Raw genomic sequence first — 22,229 nt, forward strand, 5'->3', positions numbered from 1 at the left:
GGTGATATCGTCTTGTTTAGTCATACTTTTACATACGAAAAAATCCCTGATTTTACTCAGAGATTTTGATTTATTCAAAAAATGATTTTACAAAGTCATTTGCCGGATGCTCCCGAATCTCATCTGGACTGGCACACTGAAGCAGCTTGCCTTCTTGCATTACTGCTATCCGGTCTCCCAGTCGCTGTGCCTCTTTCATATCATGCGTCACAAACACAATGGTCGTGCCAAGATTTTCGTGAATATCAAGCACCAACTCCTGCAAGTTATTACGTGAAATCGGATCAAGCGCACTAAATGGCTCATCCATGATGATCACATCAGGATCCGCAGCTATGGCGCGCAATATGCCAACACGCTGCTGCTCGCCCCCTGAAAGTTCGCTTGGCAACCGCTTCAGATACGTCGCGTCCAGCTTAACTTTTTCAAGTAATTCCAAACTACGCGCCTGACGCTTGTCTTTTGACCAACCCAAAATTTCTGGAATCAGCTCGATATTTTGCTGAATGTTTAAATTTGGAAAGAGCGCAATCTGCTGCAACACATAGCCTACCTTGAGGCGCAGCTTTTTGAGATCATAATCAATGATCCGCTTATTTTCAAAATAAACATCCCCTTCGTCAGGTGCGACAAGGGCATTGATCATCTTTAGCGTGCTTGTTTTCCCGCTACCACTGGGACCTACTATGACAAAAAACTCACCTTTTTCAATGGTCAAATCAAGTGAATCAATCACCTTTTTACCCTCAAAAATTTTCGAAACCTTGTCAAATTTGATAATATCTGTCATTTATTTCTCCAATAATCCATGTTTTTCAAGATAGTCTTGTGCGACTTTTTCAGCTGAAACTTTCTTGACAGCCACATCATAGTTCATCTCGCTCATGTCACTTTCAGAAATCTTGCCTGCAAGTTTGTTCAGCGCCTTGACAATCTTTGGATGCGCCTTAGCAAAATCTGCTTTCAAGATTGGTGCTCCTTGATAAGGCGGAAACAGCTGTTTATCATCTTTCAAAACAACCAGATCATAACGCTTGATCTCGCTATCAGTTGAATAGGCATCAATCACATTGACGGCGCCACTGTTGATGGCTTGATAGCGAAGCGCAGGCTCCATGCTGCTCACGCTGGCAAAGTTTTCACCATACTTGCTTTGAATCCCTTTGTAACCATCCCCGCGATCAATAAATTCTAGTGTGAATCCAGCTTTCACCTTGTCCTGAATGGCTTTGAGATCTGAAATGGTCGTCAAGTGATTTGCCTTGGCAAATGATTTCTTAACAGCAACAGCATAGGTGTTTTGGTAGCTCATCGGCTTCAAAAAGTCCATGTCAAACTGAGACTTGAGCAATTTCTTACCTTTTTGATACGTCGCTTCTGACGAGAAAACTTTGCCTTTCTCATTTTCAGGCACCTTGACAATGCTTTCAAGTACTGTCCCTGTAAACTCTGGATAGATATCGATTTTATCAGATTTGAGGGCATTGAACAAAAAGGTGGTCTTGCCAAAATTCGGCTTGAGCGTCACGGTCACATTTTTATCCTGTGCCTCAATCAAATCTTTATACATATTGATCAAAATTTCTGGCTCACTGCCGAGTTTTCCTGCAATGACAATGTTTTCTTTGACTTTTGGTTTAAAAATATCGCTTTGTGCAAGGCTAATCCCGCCTAAAACAACTGTCAAACTCAAAAGCGAGATGACCGCAACAATTGGTCGTTTCTTCTGCATAAAGCCAATTAGGGCTGAAAAAATAATAGCAAGTAAAGCCGATAAAACCGCACCAATAATAATTAAATTTGTATCATTGCGATCAATCCCTAAAAGTATGAAAGTACCAAGTCCGCCAGCACCAATCAAGGCGGCGAGTGTCGCCGTCCCGATGATCAAAACTAACGCCGTTCTGACGCCCGATACAATCACAGGCAAAGCAAGCGGAATCTCAAGTTTAATCAGCTTTTGCAGCCTTGATAAGCCAAAAGCATCCGCAGCTTCTGATAAACTAGGATCGATCTGCGAAAGCCCGACAAAAGTATTTTGAAAAATAGGCAATAAGGCATAAATCACAAGCGCAATCAGGGCTGGAATCGTACCAATCCCGACAAGTGGAATCAGTAGCCCCAAAAGCGCAAGCGATGGAATCGTCTGCAAGATACTCGTGATCTGCAATACAATACCAGCTGTTCGTTTATGATGGCTAAGTACGATTGCCAGAAAAATCGCAATCACACTGGCAATCAAAAGTGCAAAAAATGAAATCGTCAAATGCTCGAAAACAGCCGTGACAATATCGCCTCTTCGCTCAGAAATGGTCTTAAATAATTGGCTCATAAAGCTCCTTTTTTAGTAATGTAATATCGAGTGAGATATTTCGGTCATGGTCAAAAAATGGTGACAGCACACGTACTTTGTCATACAACACCTGTGTTTTTTTGCCTAATTGCAAGTTTTCCGTCGTCAATTTTCGCAAATCTATCGCCTGCGTGCTGTGAATCAGCTCTATCGCAGATAAATAGCTAAATTGTTCAAGAATAGCTTCGATTTTCTGCAAGATTTCGGGCAAATTGGTCGCATAGTCTTCCACGCCTGAGGAAATCGCATAAAAATTTTGTGCGATTGGGCTTGCCAAATCTTGTATGGTCACATCAAGCGTTGCAACCGTTTTTTGCACCGTTTGAAAGCCTAGCATTTGTTCATTGGCAGCTAAAAAACGTGGTAGCCCTGTCACCTGACTATCAGCCAGCTTGAAAATCCGAAAGGCTGATAATCTTGCCAGCTGAACATAAGAACTCGATAATAACTGCGCTGCAAGTGCAAGAGCTGTCGTATCATAGTTTGCCGTTGAATAAATCTGTTCTGACGTGTGATCAACATAGGGATTCTCGTCAGAAACCTGCAGACTTTCTGTCACATGGCGACTAAAATAGGTCAGATTATCCCTGAAAGCTCCCGCCACACTCGTAAAATTACGGAAAGATAATGGATCCTGAATATAGGTCCGCTTGTGCCCGTCAAGTAAGTAGGAATTTTCTAGGTGCTTCAAAACATTTTCAGTCGTTCTTGCAAGGCCAGTAAATCTGGTTGTTCTGGGATGCGACTGGACAAGCAAGTTGCTATTGGCATCAAAGCCCTCCATGCTCAGCGCATAGATCTGCTCAAGCTGGTCAACAAACTGATGGCTTTGATAACTGACAAAAGCAGCTTGCGCCTGCGAATAGGCGTTTGAGCTTACAATGCTCAAGCCCTCTTTTGCGCCCAATTTCAGTGGTTCTATCGCAAGTGCAGCAAAAACGTCAGCTGTTTTTCGGATTACACCTTGATAGTAAACCTCCCCTTCGCCAATCACGACTAGCCCAACAAAGGCAAGAGTTCCTAGGTCTGACTCTCCCAGTGATGACGTTTTTTTCATGACTGGTGTGATATTTTTTTCGACCAAAACTTTAAGTAACTCTATCAACTCTAACGACACGCCTGAGCAGGCACGCAAATAGGCATTGAGCTTGATGATCAAAGTCGCACGCGCAACGAGTTCAGACACATTATCTCCCACCGCAACCAGGTGCGAATAGATCAAATCACGGTTGAAATCTGCCATCTGATCCGGTGCTATTTTCTTATCTTTATTTTGACCGACGCCTGTATTTAGGCCATAAATCAGCGCGTCACCATGCACCGCAGCCTGCACAATCGCGTGTGCTTTCTGCGCCTTTTCTAGTGCAGTTGCACTTAAACTCACCTGCACATGATGACTATGTGTTGCTGCGATCAAAGTGGCAATCGTCAGAGTAAAACCATCTAGCGTTAAAGTCTCAGTCATCATGCTGCTCCTTTAATGAGTTTGGAAAACTATGGTCATAAAGCGAGATATTCAGCGCCCGCTCCACATCTGGATAGACTGCAGGATCTTTGACACCTGTCGAAAGTGGCAGAAACTGCTTGTCGATCTTGAACACAACTACTTCCTCGCCAACCTCTATCTCATTTGTCGACAATGGAAAAGCAGTGCTAGCTTTGAAAACCGTCTCCACATCCGGATAAGTCGACAAACGGTTACCTGCCTCGTCATCAATCGCCATAAATTCATTTTGCACATGAAGTATCACGCGTTTCTTACTCGTTGCATCCTCAACGGTGATGGTCCCAATGTCAAAGGCTTCGTTTGTGTAGTTAACATTTTTTTCAACAACACGACCGCTTGCAATGATCTCGCCCTGCGTCTTTTTGACAATCTTGTTAATCACTGCCTTGGGACCGCGTTTTTTCGACTTGATAATCTCGTGTCCTAGTGCAATCGCGGTAGACAGACCGCCGACAACACCATTTTCTTTGATATATTTGACAGTCAGTGGATGACGCGCCGTTGCGATAAAGCCACCTGACTGATCACTTGCCGTACGCAAGATTTTCGAGGTATGTTTTGATAGCCCCTCAACAAGCACTTCCGTATAGCGTCCAGTTTCCTTTTTCCCACCAACGGCCGCCTGAATCGTTCGATAACTCAGATCCGAGTTGATCCCCATATCGCCCATTTCACCTGTTGGATGCGCCCGAATATCACCAGTCGCATCAACGATAAATAAATCAAGTGCAGCAGCTGAAATCCAGCCGTTAGTTGAGCTAGATTTTCCGTTTTGTGGCGTCATGAGACCAACGATTTTGCCGTTATATTTTGACTCATACTTTTCTTTGACAAGCTCAACTGCACGAATATAGTCTCGCCCCGTCATCTGCCAATCTGTCGTACCGCCTGGTGCACCAATCGCCGTTTGCGTCAGAATAATATCGTCATCAGAAAGCTCATCAAGACTTACGAGATTAACATCTCCCAAACTCAAAGCAGCATTCCCCATCTCAAGGCCGTGTGCATAAAAAGCACCGCCACCACTTGCATAAACACTCCCGCCTTCAACGGCAGCAAGCACATCTTCTCTCGTCAGTTTTCTCATAAATCTACTCGTCTCACTTCATGTTTTGCGATTTCTTCTTTTGCTCCGGCATAACCCGCATCAGCGTAGCGCAGCAAGCCCGTTCTTGTATCATTGTCAATGGCTGATAGCAAGCGTTCGCGTGCAGCTTTTGTGCCATCAGCAGTGATTGTAAGCCCAGCCGACTGCATATAGCCAGCATAGCCACCGCCACCTGCATGGATGGCAACCAGATCAGCCTGCGAACTCGTCGCCACCAAAGCATTTAGCAAAGGCCAGTCAGATATAGCATCTGAACCATCTTGCAAATTTTCCGTCATAATATTTGGATGCGTCATAGCCCCAGCGTCAAGGTGATCTCGGGTGAAAGCTACTGGTCCAATCTCGCCGTTTGCTACCATATCATTGACCGCGACAGCTAGACGGCTACGTTCTGTATGCCCTAGCCAACAAATCCGTGCTGGCAAGCCCTGAACAGGGACATTTTTTTCAGCCAGACGAATCCAGTCTGTCACGATTGGATTATCCGCAAAATTTTTCAGTAAAAACTGATCAATTTTTTGAATGTCTGCCTGATCCCCAGATAGTGCAACCCAGCGAAATGGCCCAATCGCCCGCTCAAACAGTGGCCGCAAGAAGGCTTCTGTAAAAATCGGAATGTCAAACGCCTTGTCAACACCATAAGCTTTTGCCTGCGTGCGAATGTTGTTTCCATTGTCAAAAACGATACTGCCTGCTTTTTGGAAAGCCAATATCGCTGCAACTTCCTTAGCAATCGCCTTGCCAGCAGAATCAATCACGAAATCAGGATCTTCCTTACGCAGCTGCGCAATCTCAGAAAGCGCGATGTTACTTGGCACATAGCCATAAAGCAGATCATGCGCCGCAGTTTGGTCGGTCACAATATCAGGAATAACACCTGAGTCCAGTAACTGCGTATAGATGTCCGCGGCGTTGCCAATCAAACCAACTGAAATCGCTGCTTTCTGCGCCTGCGCCTCACGAATCCAAGCAAGCGCCTGCGATAAATCTGTCGTCTTTTTCTGCAAAAATCCCGTCGCAATCCGCTTGTCCGCCTTTTCTTCGTCCACTTCAACAACGAGAATGGCAGCGCCCGCAAGTACACCCGCAAGTGGCTGAGCACCACTCATGCCACCAAGACCAGCGCTCAAGATAAACTTACCTGCGAGATCCCCAGAAAAATGTTCGCGCGCAATTGCCTTAAAAATCTCATACGTCCCTTGAATGACACCCTGGCTGCCGATATACTGCCAATCGCCAGCCGTCAGACCGCCCCACATGGTCAGATTTTGATCATAAAGTTTATAAAATTCTGCACTCGTTGCCCAGTGCCCGACGATATTACCATTTGCCATGATGACAATCGGCGCTTTTTTGTGTGTCGGAATCACACCAATCGGCTTTCCTGACTGGATGATCAGTGTCTCATCTTCTTCAATCGTTTTCAAAATAGCAACAATCGCGTCGTAGCTTTTCCAGTCACGCGCTGCCTTTCCAATAGACCCGTAAACAACCAATTCATCAGGATTTTCACCATTTTCAAGGTTATTTTCTAACAGGCGTAAAAGCGCCTCCTGACGCCATCCTTTTGCCCTAAGTTCTGTCCCGCGCGCTGCTGTTATTGCCATGATTTTCTCCCACCTGCTCAGTTTGATAAACATTATTATACCGTGAGAATAGCATGTTTCGTGTTCACGATTTTTTATGACACCATTGAAATTTTTTATCAGCTCTAAAACAAAAAATCCCTGATTTTATCTAAATCAGAGATTTTTGCATGTTTAACCTTGTTGGCGTTTTAGGATCATGAGGCCTGCGCTTGTTGCGAGGGCAACAAAGGCTATCATCATCAGAGCAGCAAGGCCATTGCCACCAGTTGCTGGTAACAAGCCAAGCGGTTGATTTTTAACCGCAACCTTGATCTGGTTTTGGTTACTACCGCCGTGCGTACTCGTGCTAAACTGCCACCAGATACCCGTCACCGCATCGTCAGGGAAGCTAACCGTTCCGTCAGCGTTGATCGTAAAATCAACACTTGGCACATTTAGCTCGGCATAGCCGATTTTTGTCCCTGTTTCAGCGAGTGTATAAGTGCCAGGTGCCAGATTTTGCGTCTCGATAGAGGCGTTTGCCCCTGTCGTCACTGCTTTGAAAATGTCGTCAGACTCGCCTGATTTTGTCAGTGTAAACTCAACACCGACCAGCGGTTCATCAGAAATGCTATCTGTTTTCGTCACGGTCAATGTAAAGTTTTTCGTCTGATTAACAACTTCAATGACGTTGTTTTCAAGGCTAACGTCAGGAGGACTAGCTAGCGTTGTTCCCGTGATGTCAGTCACAAGTGTAACTGTCCCGTCAAGTGCAACTTTGATAAAGAAATTATCAATTTTCGCAAATCCTGTCGGTACGTCTTTTTCTTCAATCTCATAAGTGCCAGGTTTGAGTCCGACAAACTTGAGATTGCTATCGCCTGTGGTCACAATCGTATCCGATATTGCAGAAACGAGTCGTTCGCCGTCAGCTGTATAAGCATTTTGCAAGCCATCAGATGCCGTCGCGATACCAAAACTCGCACCTGACAGTTTCTTGCCTAACGCGTCTACTTTATTGATTAGAACGTCATAGGTATTGAAGTTATTGATGATGTAGAGCGTGCCATTTGAGTCGATGCCTGCACTTTGAGATGACTCTGAAAGTGTGCCATCGACCGCTACGGTAAAGTAGATGTTTTCGCTAAGTGGTGCATAGCCTTGCGGCGCACCCGTTTCATGTAGCACGTATCTACCCGGCGCAAGATTTGGCAGAGCAAGCTCACCTGATTCATCCGTTACTGCGATGTCACTCGGTGTGATTGCGATGCCTTCATTTGTCGCACCTGTCAGCTGGAAACTTGCCCCAGCAAGTGGCGTCACAGCGTCTTCTGACAGCTTGATTGCCTTGATAGGAAATGTTTTAAGTGTATTGATCACTTCGATCGTGCGTGTCAGACCACTCGGTGCATAGGCCATGTTACTGCCGTTATCACTTGCATCTGCAAGTGGCGTAAACGTGCTATCTGTCAGAGTCACATGAAGCGTATGCCCTTCATCTGCATCATTTTCATTTTTTTCAACAATGAAGTAAGTTTTTTCGCCAACAGCATCTTCATATCCGTCTGGCGTTTTAGTTTCTTCAAGTATCCAGCGACCTGGTGTCAAGTCAGCAATGTTAAGCTGACCTGCAGGCAGACTGGCTGCAGCTGACCTGGCTTCACTAAGTGTGTCATACTCAGTCCCACCAAGCTTGCTATCTTTATCTACTGCCTTAAAATAGTCGTCTGAACCCGCAGAATCATCAGGTTCACCGTAAACTTTAAACTCAGCACCAGCGATGCCAACGCGACTACCGTTATCCGTGCGAGCACCGACTTTGCGAATCGAGATCACATCACTCAACAGACCGTTTGCGATTTCAAGCGTGCTTGTCGTATTGTTCCAGCGAATGCCGGCACCTGTTTTGCTATCGGTTTGGCCGTCGTTAATGCTTAAAACACCATTTGTTACTGTAAATGCAATCGCGTCTTCGCGCAGCTGATAATTCGTCGGTGAAATCGTTTCTGTTAGGCGATAATCACCATCAGCAAGGTCAAGAAAGACACCTTCATCACCTGGAATAACCGTCTGCGTCTGATGTGTCGTCGTGTTTTCTAGTGAAAACTCACTACCATCGAGAAGTTGCCGGAAGCCAAATGTGGTCTTGACGATTTTCAGCGTGTAGGCTTTCAAGATAAAGTCAACAGTATTTTGACCTTCCTGTAAGACAAAGTTTGCCGTTATATCTGGATTCGTCACGTGTGGCGAATAGCCAGCTGGGAGAGCAGCAAGTGCAGGGATAGCCGTCATAGCATCTGCATAGCTTTCGTTATAAAACGTAAACTTGTCGCTTGGCGTGCCAACTAATAGCGATGACTCGTCTGGATAGGCATAGCCGTCATGCAGATGTGCCACACTATCCAAGTGATAGTTGATCGTAAGCTCAGCTTTTTTCGGTGTCGCAATGGCTGCGGCGTCACACGACTCCCAGTCATTGAGTGACGTTGGCTCAGCACTTGCGACCAGCTGATAAGTCACGTCTTGGTAGCTTGTAATGGGTACATCACTGATAAAGTAGTAGGTCGCCGTGTCATGTAGCGAGAAGCTCGTGTTAAGATCAGTTCCGACTTCAACGAGATTGCCATTGTCCACACGATAATATTTTCCTGCCACTGATGTGTCAAGGGCACCTTTCAAGAGACCATTTACCGTGTTTGAGTTTGAGTTTTTCGTCAGATCGACCTTGTAGACCAGATAGTCGCCATAAGTCACGTCTTTTTCTGGTGCAAAATCAAGTGCAGCTACATTGTCAAGCGTTGTCGGACGTGTTTTAGTCGTCGCAACATTATTTGTAATCGCAACGTTTGCAATCAAGACAACTTCTGAATCTGAAGCGTTCGCCATCCCGATCCCGTCATTTGAGCGCACGTGAGCCGTGAATTTATTGTAAAGCTGATTGTTCTGATAGGTATCCTGCGTGCCTAGACCCAAGTCCTTGCTGAGGTCAATGTCATAGTAAAATGTCACATATCCGCCAGCCGGAATAGTAATCCTGCCCGCTTCATTGCTGCCGTCAATCTTAATCTGACCGCTTTGCGCATCGACAATCGCCGTGTGACGCTCAGGCGAGTCTCCAACTGAATAGCTCAGAAGGCTCACGCCGTCATCAGCACCATCGTTGAAATCAAGGAAGACACCATTTGCATCATAGTTATCACCGAGATTCATGTAGTCGGCGATCTTGTCAAGGCTGACCGTATTTTTCGGGTCTTGGTTGACAACAGCCGCCGTATAATGGAAAATCTCAGGATTTTCACTGTCACGCACGCCCTCTTTCAACGTTGTCACCTCTGGTGCGAGAAGCGACGTCGTCAGGGTAAAGTTTGACTCCGTCGTGTGGCGCTCAGCAAGGAAGAAACTCAGTTTGTGGCGACCTTGAGAAATGCTTGCGATGTTGGCAGTTGTCGCGTTAGTCCCCGCAACAATGGTGCCATCAGCGTTAATCACAAAGTTGCCTGCCGTGTTTTCGTGCTGTCCACCGATATCCACGACCAATTTGCCGTCGATAAAGACCCAAACATCATCATCCCCTGAAAAGTTAAAGGTTTCGCGCTCACCTGTGAAGGTAAACTCTTTTTCCATCTTCATGGTAAAGTTGAAGTTATGCGCGTTGCCGTTCAGGTTATTGTTCGGGTTATTACCGGTATCACCGGTGTTGACGCCAGCATTTCGGTAGGTGTCAAGCGGATAAAACGCATTGCTTGAGACTTGGTAAGTCCCGTCAGTTTGTTTTGTCATCGACAGACTGCTATCGTATTTCTGGCTGACCTGACGCGAGTTTGCGCCTGTATTTTCTGCCGTATAGGCCGTTGAGTCAACATCTGGCTGATAAGCCGTGTGGAACCAGCGGTAAAACGGCGTACCCTCAAGCCCAGTCGCACCCCAACCATAGTTGATCTGCGCTTTGGCGTTGTTTGCAGGACGGTTAATCCCCGCAGGTACAGGCAGCCCCTCATCATCGAGATCTACTGCGACAAGTCCAGCGTGGCGCGTCGTATCACCGACAATGGCGCCACCCTCGAACATCACGCCGTCTTTAAACCTTGTAAATCGGGCGTTCGAGTTTTTGACAGCTTGTGTAGGCCAAGTTGACCCTTCCGAATAGTTGATAATATCTTCTGCTTGGTCAAAATACGTGACGGGCACTGAGATAGTATCAGGCAGGTTGTTTCTGACCTCAAAGCTATTTGGCACGCCCTGGGTGTTTGCGATAGAAGATCCTGCTGGATTAGTCGTATCTGCTGTGATTTTCAGATCACCAAAGCCCGACACATATGTGCTTAGGATGGTAGCAAGCATGAGCTTTTGCTGCCAATTTTTGAAAATTTTCATCATCTTGCTACCTTTCTATGTTTTTCGAGTCTTTTGCATGATCTTTCTGACCACGACGTTTGAAGATGAACAGCATCATACCGATCACCATACAACCAACACCTGTCGTCAGCCACATCTCAGGTTTTTCACCAAATTCGCCGAAGAAGCTTTCAGGTTCTGGCAAAGCTGGCACAAGTTCTGCTGGCGGGTCGATATTATCTGACGGTACAGCAGGTACTTCTGACGATGTTGTTGTGCTTGGTTCTGGCGTCGAATCTGACGGCACTGGCGTACTTGGTTCTGGTGTCGGGTCCGACGGCACTGACGTGCTTGGTTCTGGCGTCGGATCTGACGGCACTGACGTGCTTGGTTCTGGCGTCGGATCTGACGGCACTGGCGTACTTGGTTCTGGTGTCGGATCTGACGGGTCTTCCCCTTCAGTATCTGGCAAGAACAGGCGATAGTTCAGGTATTTGAAGTCTTCTGCGTCTGTCACCGTTGTCTCGATTTCATTGTAGTCGGCGTCAAATTCGTCTGTTGTGAACTGATAGCTGCCGTCTGCCGCAATCTCGATTTTGACATCGTTGATATATTGCGCACCAACCCAGTTACCGTATTTTTCAGGATTTTCTTCTTGCGGATAGTCCGTTTCAAAGAAATAGTAAGTTCCTTCTGGCAAATCAAGTGCAACTTGACCTGCGGCGTCTGAGATAAATCTTTCTGCAGATACCATTGAGACATCGTTATAGTCGGCGTCAAGCTCAGACATTTTCCAAGTTTTATGATCTGGTTGCAAGAAATACTGGTTGCCAGCATCGTCTAGTTTGTAGACGACAAAGCCAGCGCCAGCAAGCGCACCAACATCGTACTGGTCAATGATTTCCCCGCTCGTTGCGTCAAGCGTCTGATGCACTCCCCATTTTGTAAATGATACAGGATGCAACTCAAGCTCTGGTTCGGGCTCTGACGGTGGCGTCGTCGGTGGGATTGTTGTTGGCGGTGTGCTTGGTTCTGACGGATCTGATGGATCAGTTCCCGTGTCGTTCCAGATGTTCCAGTTGATAAACTTGAAGCCATCCGCCGCATTTATCGCCGTTTCAACCAGGTTATAGTCGTCGTCAAATGTTGCCGTATAAAAGGTAACCTGACCATCATTTGCAACCACAACACGGACATCAGTCATATAAGACTGCGTCCAGCCAAGGTCGTCTGCATCATCACTCGCGCGCGGCGCTACCATCTCATAGAGATAGTACTCGCCAGTCGGCAAGTCGAGCGTGACCTGACCATTTTCGTCAGAAACAAAGCGTTTTGCAGAAAGCTGCGACAAATCATTCCAGTCATCATCAAACTCAGACGCCTTGAAGCTGCCATCAGCTTGTAGCCAAGTATAGTTGTAATCCTCGTCCACACGATAGGCCAAAAACTCAAAACCAGCCTGTGCACCGACATCTATCGAGTCAATCACATTACCATTATCGTCCTGGATCTGCTTGACGCCCCACTTTGTAAATGTCACCTGACTTGCAGGATAGTTATAGTAGATGGCAGCGTCGCTGTCACTGGTTGTCAAGCTTGCGCCAGATGCATCAGGCAAGGTATAGCGTACTTCGCCATTTTCAGCGACAGCTACACTAACGTCACCAAAATGGTTCAGTTCATAGCCGTTTGGTGCTTTTGTTTCGACAAAAGTATAGTCGCCCGCTGGCAATTTGTAATCACCAGTTGACACAAGACCTTTTTTATCAGACGTGAACTGCTCAAGCGACTTGTCAGAAGCCTTATCAGACCATGTCAAGCTGCCGTCAGAAGACGTTTTCAGATAAAGTGTTTTACCTGACCCATCTTTTTTCGTCAGAACAAAGTCAGCTCCCGAAAGTGCACCCGCATCAGACTGCGTCGTCATATTCCAAGCATGTTTTTGAAACCGCAAGGTAAAATCAAGCGCATAATGCTTGGGAAATAACTCAACCTGCGACAAGCGTTGACCCGTTTCCTGATCATATTGAGGCAAGCTCAAGATGATTGGCTGCATCGCCGTCTGCACAGCATTTTCCTCAACAAAGAGGTAGCTTGCGTGTTTGCCCGCACTGACATTTTCGAGTGTTACCGTGCTTGCGACGTCGCTCGCTGTTGTGACAGCTGCTGCATCAGCGACTTCTTCTGCCAATGTTTCAGGTGATTTGACACCGTCATTTATCGCTGTCACATCATAGACTTTGACCGTCGTATTTGGCGTCAAGTCATTTAGATGGACGTCTGTCGTTGCTGCGCTCGCAGTCATACCGCCCAAAATCACGAGCAGAGGCAACGCAAGCATTGCGATAAATTGTTTATATTTTTGCAACATTTGCAACCGTTCCTTTCCGCCGTCCTTTAGACCTTTTCTTCAAATAACTTTTGAGCGTGGTCGCGACGACTGCGATCATCGCAACCACAAACGCCGCTGCGCCTGCAATCATCAGATGATTTTTCGTCTTCGTTTCTTTTGTGATATTTTTTACCGTTTTCAGCATGCTGGGTGTAAATGGCACACGTCGTCCCGTGACAAGCAAGCGATGAGAGTTGATCCCGATTGGCGTACAAGTGACGAGCGTCGTCAGATCCTCACCTGACTTTACAGCAATCGCCTTTGAATCCTCAGGCTTGACTGTTTTCTTCTGAAACACTTGGTATGCCTCATAGACATCGCCTACCTTATAGATGATCAAGTCACCCTTTTTGAGTTTTGCGATATTATTAAACAAACTTGCCTTGGGAATGCCGGAGTGTCCGCTGACCACGGAGTGCGTTCCCGCACCACCTGTGATCTTACTCGACGATGCAAGCCAAGCTGCCCCGCGAGCCAAAAACTGATCACTCGCCACATCAAACACTGGTAAATACTGACTGATCGCCGGTAAAAATATCTCACCAATCATATGCTTAGCATAGATGTCGATCGAAATCGGATCAGACACCAATCCGTTTAAACTCTCATCAGAGTAGGGATCAAGAAGAGCCTCACCTCGAGCCTCTTCCTGTCTCTTTGCCATTTGTGCTGCTAACGCTTCTTGCGACTTTTTGTCCTGCGTTCGTTTTGCAATCAAACGATCCGCATACCAGTCACTATAGGCGTTAGCCAGACTCGGATAGGCAAGTGCAGCCGCACCGATCGTCAAACTCACGACCATTCCAAGCGTTAGTAGCACATCTCGCAACCCCGTTTTGCGCTTTTGCTTTGTCATAAAACCCCTTTATGCCATATTTAGCGATTAAGCTTGACTAGATTTTTTCTTTAAGATGTAGAAACCACCCGCTGAAGCCATACCAGCTGCCGCTACAAATGTGAAGATCATGAAGCCATTACCGCCAGTTGATGGCAATACTGTTTCTGGCGTGTTGTAGATGTTGTAGTAACCATCATCTTTGTTGATTTCCAACTCACCTGTTTGGTCAAAGTCACCGGCCCAGCCATTTGCATCTGATTTTTTATCTGTTGGCGTGAAGTCGTAAGACGTCTTTTCCAAACGGTAGTTGTCTGGCGCTTTTGTTTCGACAAGGGTATATTCTTCATTGTCCAATCCGTAAAGCGGCAATGTTCCGTCTTCGTTGACTACGAGATCTGTCACAAGTTTTTCCGAATCTTCATCTTCACCTTCATCTTTAGACACGCGGTAAACATCTTTCCCGTCCAATATGACTTTCTTGAATGTTAAGGGGACATCTTCGTCTTCTACCTTTTGTGTCACTTGGAACACAGCACCTGTCAAAGCTTTACCATCTACAGCATCATTTTTTTGGAAGATATATTTAAATGTTTCGATATCTGGCGTTGATGGCTCAGACGTGATAGTTTTCCCGCTACTGTTTGTAATGCTATATGTCGCTGTATTTTTAACAACCATGTCTGTCGTTTGTGAGATGATAACATTATCGTTGATCTTACCTGTAACACTAAATGTCAATTTCTTGCCAGCAAGCGCTTCACGTAGATCTGCATCTGTTGATTTGAAGTCAACACTAAGCGTAGCTGCAGTTTCTCCATCTCCGGTAACAGGATCTGGTGTAATCGTTGGATCGTAATCTTCCAAGAACTCAGCCCAAGTCATTTCACTTCCCTCGACTGTTATGCCTGTAAATCCTGTAAAGGTCAATCCTGTACCCGGCACATCTGTCACGGTGAAGTTTTTGTATTTTTCAAGTGCAAAGTCACTCGGGATATCGATGTCGATCGTGTATCCAACCTCATCGCCGATTTCAAAATCTTCAGATCCTTTCGTTGGTGTCTTGACTGCTTCACCATACTCATTTTTCGGGTAGATTTTGATTGCTCTACCCGCTACCGCATCTTCCGCGGTATAGTAATCACTTGTAAACGGAAAGGCGATAAATACCGGTGCCGAACCGATAACAATGCTTTCTGTTTCATCGGCATTAATAAGATGATTAGCCAAAGTTGTTTCTAAAATCGCGTAAACGGCATCCTTTTCTTTTCCGTCAACTGTTGATTTTTCAGGCAATTTAGTGATGTCAACACGACCATCTCCAAGTCCTACAGTTTCACCTGTTGCAGCTGTTTGATTTGTATTAACATAGGCTTCAAAGTTTTCAGGCTTGATTCCGGCGTGCTCCGCAATCTCCTCGTTTGTTTTACCACGTAAACTAGCCACGTAGGCTTCATAAACATCTTGAGGCGTTTCTCCTGATGTTTTATTCTCTTTATAGTATGCCGTATAGTCAGCTGTTAAATCAACTGTTGTGAACTTAGCACCATTAAGCTTTATCACGTCCGCACCGAACGGATTAGTCACACCATCATTGACATGTAGTGTGCCAACATCATTTTGAACTTTAGTGATTTCGATAGTTGCAGCACCAGCGATTGTTGACAATGCCGAGCTACAAGCCAGAGTGATGAGGCCCGCAGCCATCATCTTTTTAAACGAACGTTTCTTTACCATGTGTTAAATCTCCATTTTCTTTTCTTGGTTTTATTTGTTTATAATCATATTATAATCGATTCAGCTTATATTAAGAAATGATATAGGAGATATTTAAAGCGTTTTCAAGATTTGATTTTGTTATTTTATTTGATTTTTCATGGCAAACAAAAAACTCATCCGCAGATGAGCCTTTTAGACATGATCTAAATACTTGATTAAAATGCCTTTTGTACCATTTTGGCAGTTGTATTTATTTGCGAAAAATTTGATTGATTTCTGGTCAATATGACAAGAATATATGGATGTTCGCCATCAAATACAATGCCTGCATCATTACGAATATCCCACAAGAAGCCAACTTTATCTGATACTAGTTTTCCAGTTGCTGCCGGAATACCCGAACGATAGATCTGACCTTGCATTAACCCAAGCAAGTATTTCACATTGCCATTGTTTCTATTTGCATAGTAATATCTTAAAATATTGACAAGATCATTGGCAGAAGTTGTTGAACGTACCGGTTGCGTCCATAAACCAGCATATCCTTTACTTCGTAAATAACTACCAATGGCAGATTGACCATAATGATTGATAATCCATTCGGAAAAAGTATTCCCAGAATTGTGGATCATATCGTAAAAGCCAGAGCGCCAACTTCCACCACTATAACTACTATTCCAACTTGCTTGACCCGTATCAAAAAGATGGAACACATAGAGAGCGATAAAAAGTTTATAAGTTGATGCAGATGTATCAATTAAATTCTGATTTTTAAATACGCTAGCGCCTGTTGTTAGATCATAGTATCCTGCGCCCCAAACATTGCTTGAACTATTAAAAGCTGCTTTAATTTTTGCTAATTCATCACTGAGTTTCTTTTGCTGTTCCCAATCCGCTTTGTTTTTGTTGCTCTGATCAACCAGCCCTTTATCACTATTATCCTGGTATCCTGCGCCATAAGCGTACCAACCTACATTTTCATTTTTCCAACCTACTTTAATTAAGTTATTTTGTTCTGCTTGGTTAGTAGTGTAGTTATGACTTCCTGCTTTTTTAGCATTAGGATTATAAGCTCTCAGCAAAGGAACATTTTTATTATCTGTATAGGAATAGAAGTTAATACCTTCATATCGCCAACCTTTTTTTACTAATGAATTTTTTTCATTAGCATCAAGCGTATAAAAATGGTCCCCAGCATTTTTATTGTATAAACGATAAACAGGAACAGAAGAGTTTTCTGGCGCTACCCATCCTATACCTTCATACTCCCATTTAGAGTTATATACTAGTGAATTTCGTTCAGCGCTTGATGTTGTATAAAAATGTTCTCCTGAGTTTGGATTGTATAAACGATAGACGAGAACTGTTTTTACTGCTGGAGATGGCTCATCTGCTACTACTGTCGTTATAGTGGTAATTCCTAAAATGAGGAGTGCCGAAAATACGGCTGCGACCAGCAATAGTAGTTTACTTGAAGTAGATTTTGATTTCATTATTTTAGTGAAGACTTTCTAAATTAAATTTGCACTTTTATTTGATCACAAATACTGGTCTTCCCGCATCCCAATCCATTGTCTCTCTAGAAGGTATTGACCACAAATAACTGATACTATACCAGCCATTAAAAAATTTTCGTCCATAAGGATCAAGGACTTCGGTCCTACCGCCACTATCCCCAAAAGAAACAACTGCATGTCCGATACCGACATTTACCAGCCAAATCAAAGGATAGCCTTCTTTTAGGCGTTGCTCAGCAACTTGCTGTGACGTGACAACTTCTACCGATCTCCCGTAAGATTTCGCTGTTGCGATAATGTCCTTACCTGATGCACCAAATGCCCAACCGCTATAACCGTCCATGCGGCGTGCAACATCAATCGGCGTAACATTTAAACCGTAACTTCCTTTTAAAATCATCGCCAAACTTGTTGGTACACAGCCCGTAGGGCCAACTGTTGATGCGTTAAACCTGACACCTGACCAGCGCGGATCAAGCTGAGAATAATAAACAGGTTTCCCAATCGCTGCTTTGATTCTGGCTAATTCATCACTGAGTTTCTTTTGCTGTTCCCAATCCGCTTTATTTTTGTTGCTCTGATCAACCAGCCCTTTATCACTATTATCCTGGTATCCCGCGCCATAAGCGTACCAAGCAATGTTTTCATTTTTCCAGCCTGCTTTAACTAGATTGTTTTGTTCTCCGCTGTTAGTCGTGTAGTTATGACTTCCTGCTTTTTTAGCATTAGGATTATAAGCTCTCAGCAAAGGAACATTTTTATTATCTGTATAAGAATAGAAGTTAACGCCTTCATATCGCCAACCTTTTTTTACTAATGAATTTTTTTCATTAGCATCAAGCGTATAAAAATGATCACCAGCATTTTTATTATACAAACGATAAACAGGAACAGAAGAGCTTTCTGGTGCTACCCATCCTATACCTTCATACTCCCATTTAGAGTTATACACCAAAGAGTTTCGTTCAGCGCTTGATGTTGTATAAAAATGTTCTCCTGAGTTTGGATTGTATAAACGATAGACCAGAACTGTTTTTTCTGCTGGAGATGGCTCATCTGCTACTACTGTCGTTATAGTGGTAATTCCTAAAATGAGGAGTGCCGAAAATACGGCTGCGACCAGCAATAGTAGTTTACTTGAAGGAGATTTTGATTTCATTATTTTAGTAAAGACTTTCTAAAGTACGTCTAGATTTGTACATTTTAATTAGTAGCTTTTTGTATTGTCATAAAGCTTGAATGTATAAGAATAAGTTGATGAACCTAAATTAACAGTTATGGTATATGAGTTATCAGCAGCTAATGGAAGAGAATTTGGAATTGAAAAGGTTATTGAATCTCCTCCTAACCTAGAATACATACTCGTATCAGTAACTGATTCAGCATTAACTGTTATATTTTGAGAATTATTTTTAATAGTAACGGTTGGTAATGACGTGAATGAATATCCGCTGTTTGAACCGAAGTCAATGCTACATTTATTTTTAATATCTGTTGCATCTTGAACTGAGAATAAACTATTACCGGGAACTGAAAGAATTTTTGAACTGCTACGTGCGTATCCCATATCTTGCATATATAATGCCGATGAATTTGGTGCCGTTCCAAATCCAACACCAGTTACGTCTCCAAGCATTGTTTGACGATGGCCCACAGAAGCTGCCCCACCCATCGCATTATTTGAATCGGTAAACCATCCATTCATTAGAGATTCTATGGTAGCTCCACCACCTAATCCATAGCTATATAAATTAGAACTTGAAGCTCCAGTATTTGCTGTAGACCAATCAGCATCTGAAATTGCAGCTGGTTTGTTTGGATAATTGTACGATAAGCTGTGTGTCATTACGCGCATATAAGACTCAACGGATGCAGTTACTTGGGCTATATCAGTTAATGTTTGCGTATTACTTACATTACCCATTCCTGACAAATTGCGATAATAGTTCAACCAATCTACAGCAAGTTGTACTGCAGTTGGAGTTAATTTTCCAGTTACATAAGTTGTGGCACCTGAAGCGGAAGGCTGTGTTTGATAGTAATTGCCATTTAATGCAGTTTCTCTAGCTCTTAAACTAGCTAATTTAGTATTATTCGCATTGATAGTGTTTTTTTCAGCACTTGTGAATGTTACTTTTGCATATGATTGCCAAACTGCATATAAAGTTATATCAGAAGTAACATTTGAAATCGTAGCACCTGCAGAATAAGAAGCAGACGTTGCTGATGAAGAAGTAGACCAGCCTAAGAATTTATACCCAGTTGATGAACTATCTTTAGTAGGAGCATCTGTTGATAAAATTACTGAAGATCCATTACCTACAGTTTGACTAGCTGGAGCAGCTGAGCCTCCATTCGCATTATAACTAACAGTTACGCCTTGGTTTAAGTTAATTGAATAACTACCAGTTGCATTAGGATTATATAATTTAGCTACATAGTAATAAGTAGTTCCTGATGTTAAGTTAGCGGTTAATTTAAAGTTAAAACTACCATTGCTGTCATCATCAGATGAAATTTCAGTTCCACTGGCATCATACAAAGTAACATATGAATCAACTGAACCAGTTGATAAAATTGTGTAAGAACCAGAAGTTCTTGGTGTGAATTTATAGTAAACGTTCTTACCAGCTGTATTGATATTATTTGTTCCATTATATGGTGAAGTAATTGTAGTTGGAGCTGTCCACTGAGCGGTTAATGTTGTATTTGCAGTTGGAGTAAATGACACTCCTGCTTGAACAATAGCATTATCATCACTTCGCTTCCATCCTACGAATGTATATGCAAATTTAGTTGGAGCGGTAGGGGCGGTAATACTTGTTCCGCTTGTTATGGTTTGGCTCGCTGGGGTAGTTGAACCACCGTTTGAATTATATGCAACTATAAATAGTTTATGCCAAGTTACTGTAGTCGTTACTGTCTTTGTAACATCACCATTCTTGGCTGTTGTTGAAACGGTTGTTGATTTAGATGATACTTTTGTGTATCCAGTTGTAGATGTTAATGTTTCACCTGTATCTGAAACATTTACTGTTTTGTTAACAGTCTTAGTTACTGGTTTATGCCAAGTTACTGTAGTCGTTACTGTTTTTGTAACATCACCATTCTTAGCTGTTGTTGAAGCAGTTGTTGCTTTTGAAGATATTTTTGTGTATCCAGTTGTAGCTGCTAATGTTTCATTTGTATCTGAAACATTTACTGTTTTGTTAACAGTTTTAGTTACTGGTTTATGCCAAGTTACTGTAGTCGTTACTGTTTTTGTAACATCACCATTCTTAGCTGTTGTTGAAACGGTTGTTGCTTTTGAAGATATTTTTGTGTATCCAGTTGTAGCTGCTAATGTTTCACCTGTATCTGAAACATTTACTGTTTTGTTAACAGTTTTAGTTACTGGTTTATGCCAAGTTACTGTAGTCGTTACTGTTTTTGTAACATCACCATTCTTGGCTGTTGTTGAAACGGTTGTTGCTTTAGATAAAACTTTTTTGTATCCGGTTGTAGATGTCAATGTTTCACCTGTATCTGAAACATTGACTGTTTTGTTAACAGTTTTAGTTACTGGTTTATGCCAAGTTACTGTTGTCGTTACTGTCTTTGTAACATCCCCATTCTTGGCTGTTGTTGAAACGGTTATTGATTTAGATGATACTTTTGTATATCCAGTTGTAGCTGCTAATGTTTCACCTGTATCTGAAACATTTACTGTTTTGTTAACAGTTTTAGTTACTGGTTTATGCCAAGTTACTGTGGTCGTTACTGTTTTTGTAATATCACCATTCTTAGCTGTTGTTGAAGTTGTTGTTGCTTTTGAAGATATTTTTGTGTATCCAGTTGTAGCTGTTAATGTTTCACCTGTATCTGAAACATTTACTGTTTTGTTAACAGTCTTGGTTACTGGTTTATGCCAAGTTACTGTTGTCGTTACTGTCTTTGTAACATCCCCATTCTTGGCTGTTGTTGAAACGGTTGTTGCTTTTGAAGATATTTTTGTGTATCCAGTTGTAGCTGTTAATGTTTCACCTGTATCTGAAACATTGACTGTTTTGTTAACAGTCTTGGTTACTGGTTTATGCCAAGTTACTGTTGTCGTTACTGTCTTTGTAACATCCCCATTCTTGGCTGTTGTTGAAACGGTTGTTGCTTTTGAAGATACTTTTGTATATCCAGTTGTAGCTGCTAATGTTTCACCTGTATCAGAAACATTTACTGTTTTGTTAACAGTCTTAGTTACTGGTATATAAGGCGTTTTAGTAGCGGGAACGCTAGTCTTCAACCCATACCAAGCTGTTCCTTCATTACGCCAGCCGACACTGACTAACATTTTCTGCTCGGCAGCATTTGCTGTATAGTTATGACTCCCCGCCTTAGCATTGGGATTATAGGCACGCAAAAGCTTAACACCTTTTGCATCGTCTGAATACCAGCCAATCCCCTCATATTTCCAACCAAGTTTGACGAGCGCGTCCTTCTCACCTTTATCCGTGGTATAGTGATGATCGCCTGCATTTTTATTATAAACACGATAAACTGGCGTATTACTACTTGTTGGGGCGTTCCAGCCAATACCTTCGTACTTCCAACCAAGTTTGACGAGATTATTTTTCTCTGCAACGCTCGCCGTATAAAAATGTTCCCCGCTATTTTTATTGTAAACACGATACATACCTTGACTACCAACAACTGATGCAAAAGTTTTCGTTTCGCCAACAAACAGGTCACCAGCTACGAGTACTGCTGATAACCCAAGTGCTACTTTTATACTATTTTTCATAATTTTCCTCTTTGTAATTTTTCTTTCCTTTTCCTATATACTTATTATCCTATAAATCAAGGCGTTTAGCAAGATTTTTTATAACATTTTCCAATAAATAAAAAAGCCGATATCGATAAAC

The 22,229-nt window shown here is 43.2% G+C and carries 11 protein-coding genes and 1 pseudogene; all 12 read right to left on the reverse strand.

Annotation, left to right across the window (positions count from 1 at the left end; all coding sequences use genetic code 11):
* Positions 1 to 73: 73 nt before the first annotated feature.
* Positions 74 to 790: pseudogene (locus Hs20B_RS04000) on the reverse strand (ABC transporter ATP-binding protein); the annotation flags it as partial.
* Positions 791 to 2,332, reverse strand: coding sequence for an ABC transporter permease/substrate-binding protein (locus tag Hs20B_RS04005; RefSeq protein ID WP_172355874.1), 1,542 nt, complete (start codon positions 2,330 to 2,332; stop codon positions 791 to 793).
* Positions 2,316 to 3,821 (reverse strand): aromatic amino acid lyase, encoded by a 1,506-nt coding sequence (locus tag Hs20B_RS04010; protein WP_172355876.1) that lies wholly within the window; start codon positions 3,819 to 3,821, stop codon positions 2,316 to 2,318. Before Hs20B_RS04010 ends, Hs20B_RS04005 begins: the two co-directional genes overlap by 17 nt.
* Positions 3,811 to 4,947, reverse strand: a complete 1,137-nt coding sequence (ertC, locus tag Hs20B_RS04015) for a thiohydantoin desulfurase (RefSeq protein ID WP_172355878.1) — start codon at positions 4,945 to 4,947, stop codon at positions 3,811 to 3,813. The genes Hs20B_RS04010 and ertC overlap by 11 nt, the downstream gene beginning before the upstream one ends.
* Positions 4,944 to 6,575, reverse strand: coding sequence for a thiourocanate hydratase (gene ertB, locus Hs20B_RS04020; protein WP_172355880.1), 1,632 nt, complete (start codon positions 6,573 to 6,575; stop codon positions 4,944 to 4,946). The genes ertC and ertB overlap by 4 nt, the downstream gene beginning before the upstream one ends.
* A gap of 153 nt (positions 6,576 to 6,728) precedes the next feature.
* Positions 6,729 to 10,913: a SpaA isopeptide-forming pilin-related protein gene (locus tag Hs20B_RS04025; RefSeq protein WP_172355882.1), complete on the reverse strand. Its 4,185-nt coding sequence runs from the start codon at positions 10,911 to 10,913 to the stop codon at positions 6,729 to 6,731.
* A 4-nt stretch (positions 10,914 to 10,917) separates the two neighbouring features.
* Positions 10,918 to 13,242: a SpaA isopeptide-forming pilin-related protein gene (locus Hs20B_RS04030; protein ID WP_172355884.1), complete on the reverse strand. Its 2,325-nt coding sequence runs from the start codon at positions 13,240 to 13,242 to the stop codon at positions 10,918 to 10,920.
* The gene (locus tag Hs20B_RS04035) at positions 13,226 to 14,119 is read right to left on the reverse strand and encodes a class C sortase (protein ID WP_172355886.1); all 894 of its coding nucleotides are present in this window, start codon (positions 14,117 to 14,119) and stop codon (positions 13,226 to 13,228) included. The genes Hs20B_RS04030 and Hs20B_RS04035 overlap by 17 nt, the downstream gene beginning before the upstream one ends.
* A 27-nt stretch (positions 14,120 to 14,146) precedes the next feature.
* On the reverse strand, positions 14,147 to 15,835 hold the full coding sequence (locus Hs20B_RS04040; protein ID WP_172355888.1) for a SpaH/EbpB family LPXTG-anchored major pilin: 1,689 nt from the start codon (positions 15,833 to 15,835) through the stop codon (positions 14,147 to 14,149).
* Between the two features lie 197 nt (positions 15,836 to 16,032).
* Complete coding sequence (locus Hs20B_RS09845) at positions 16,033 to 17,310, reverse strand: serine hydrolase (RefSeq protein WP_172355890.1); 1,278 nt, start codon at positions 17,308 to 17,310, stop codon at positions 16,033 to 16,035.
* Positions 17,311 to 17,347: 37 nt separating this feature from the next.
* Complete coding sequence (locus Hs20B_RS09850; protein WP_172355893.1) at positions 17,348 to 18,493, reverse strand: C39 family peptidase; 1,146 nt, start codon at positions 18,491 to 18,493, stop codon at positions 17,348 to 17,350.
* A 48-nt stretch (positions 18,494 to 18,541) separates the two neighbouring features.
* Positions 18,542 to 22,108, reverse strand: a complete 3,567-nt coding sequence (locus Hs20B_RS04055; protein ID WP_172355895.1) for an InlB B-repeat-containing protein — start codon at positions 22,106 to 22,108, stop codon at positions 18,542 to 18,544.
* Between the last annotated feature and the right edge of the window lie 121 nt (positions 22,109 to 22,229).

The organism is Pseudolactococcus insecticola, from assembly GCF_011170065.1.
In the GTDB taxonomy this organism is placed as follows: Bacteria; Bacillota; Bacilli; order Lactobacillales; family Streptococcaceae; genus Pseudolactococcus; species Pseudolactococcus insecticola.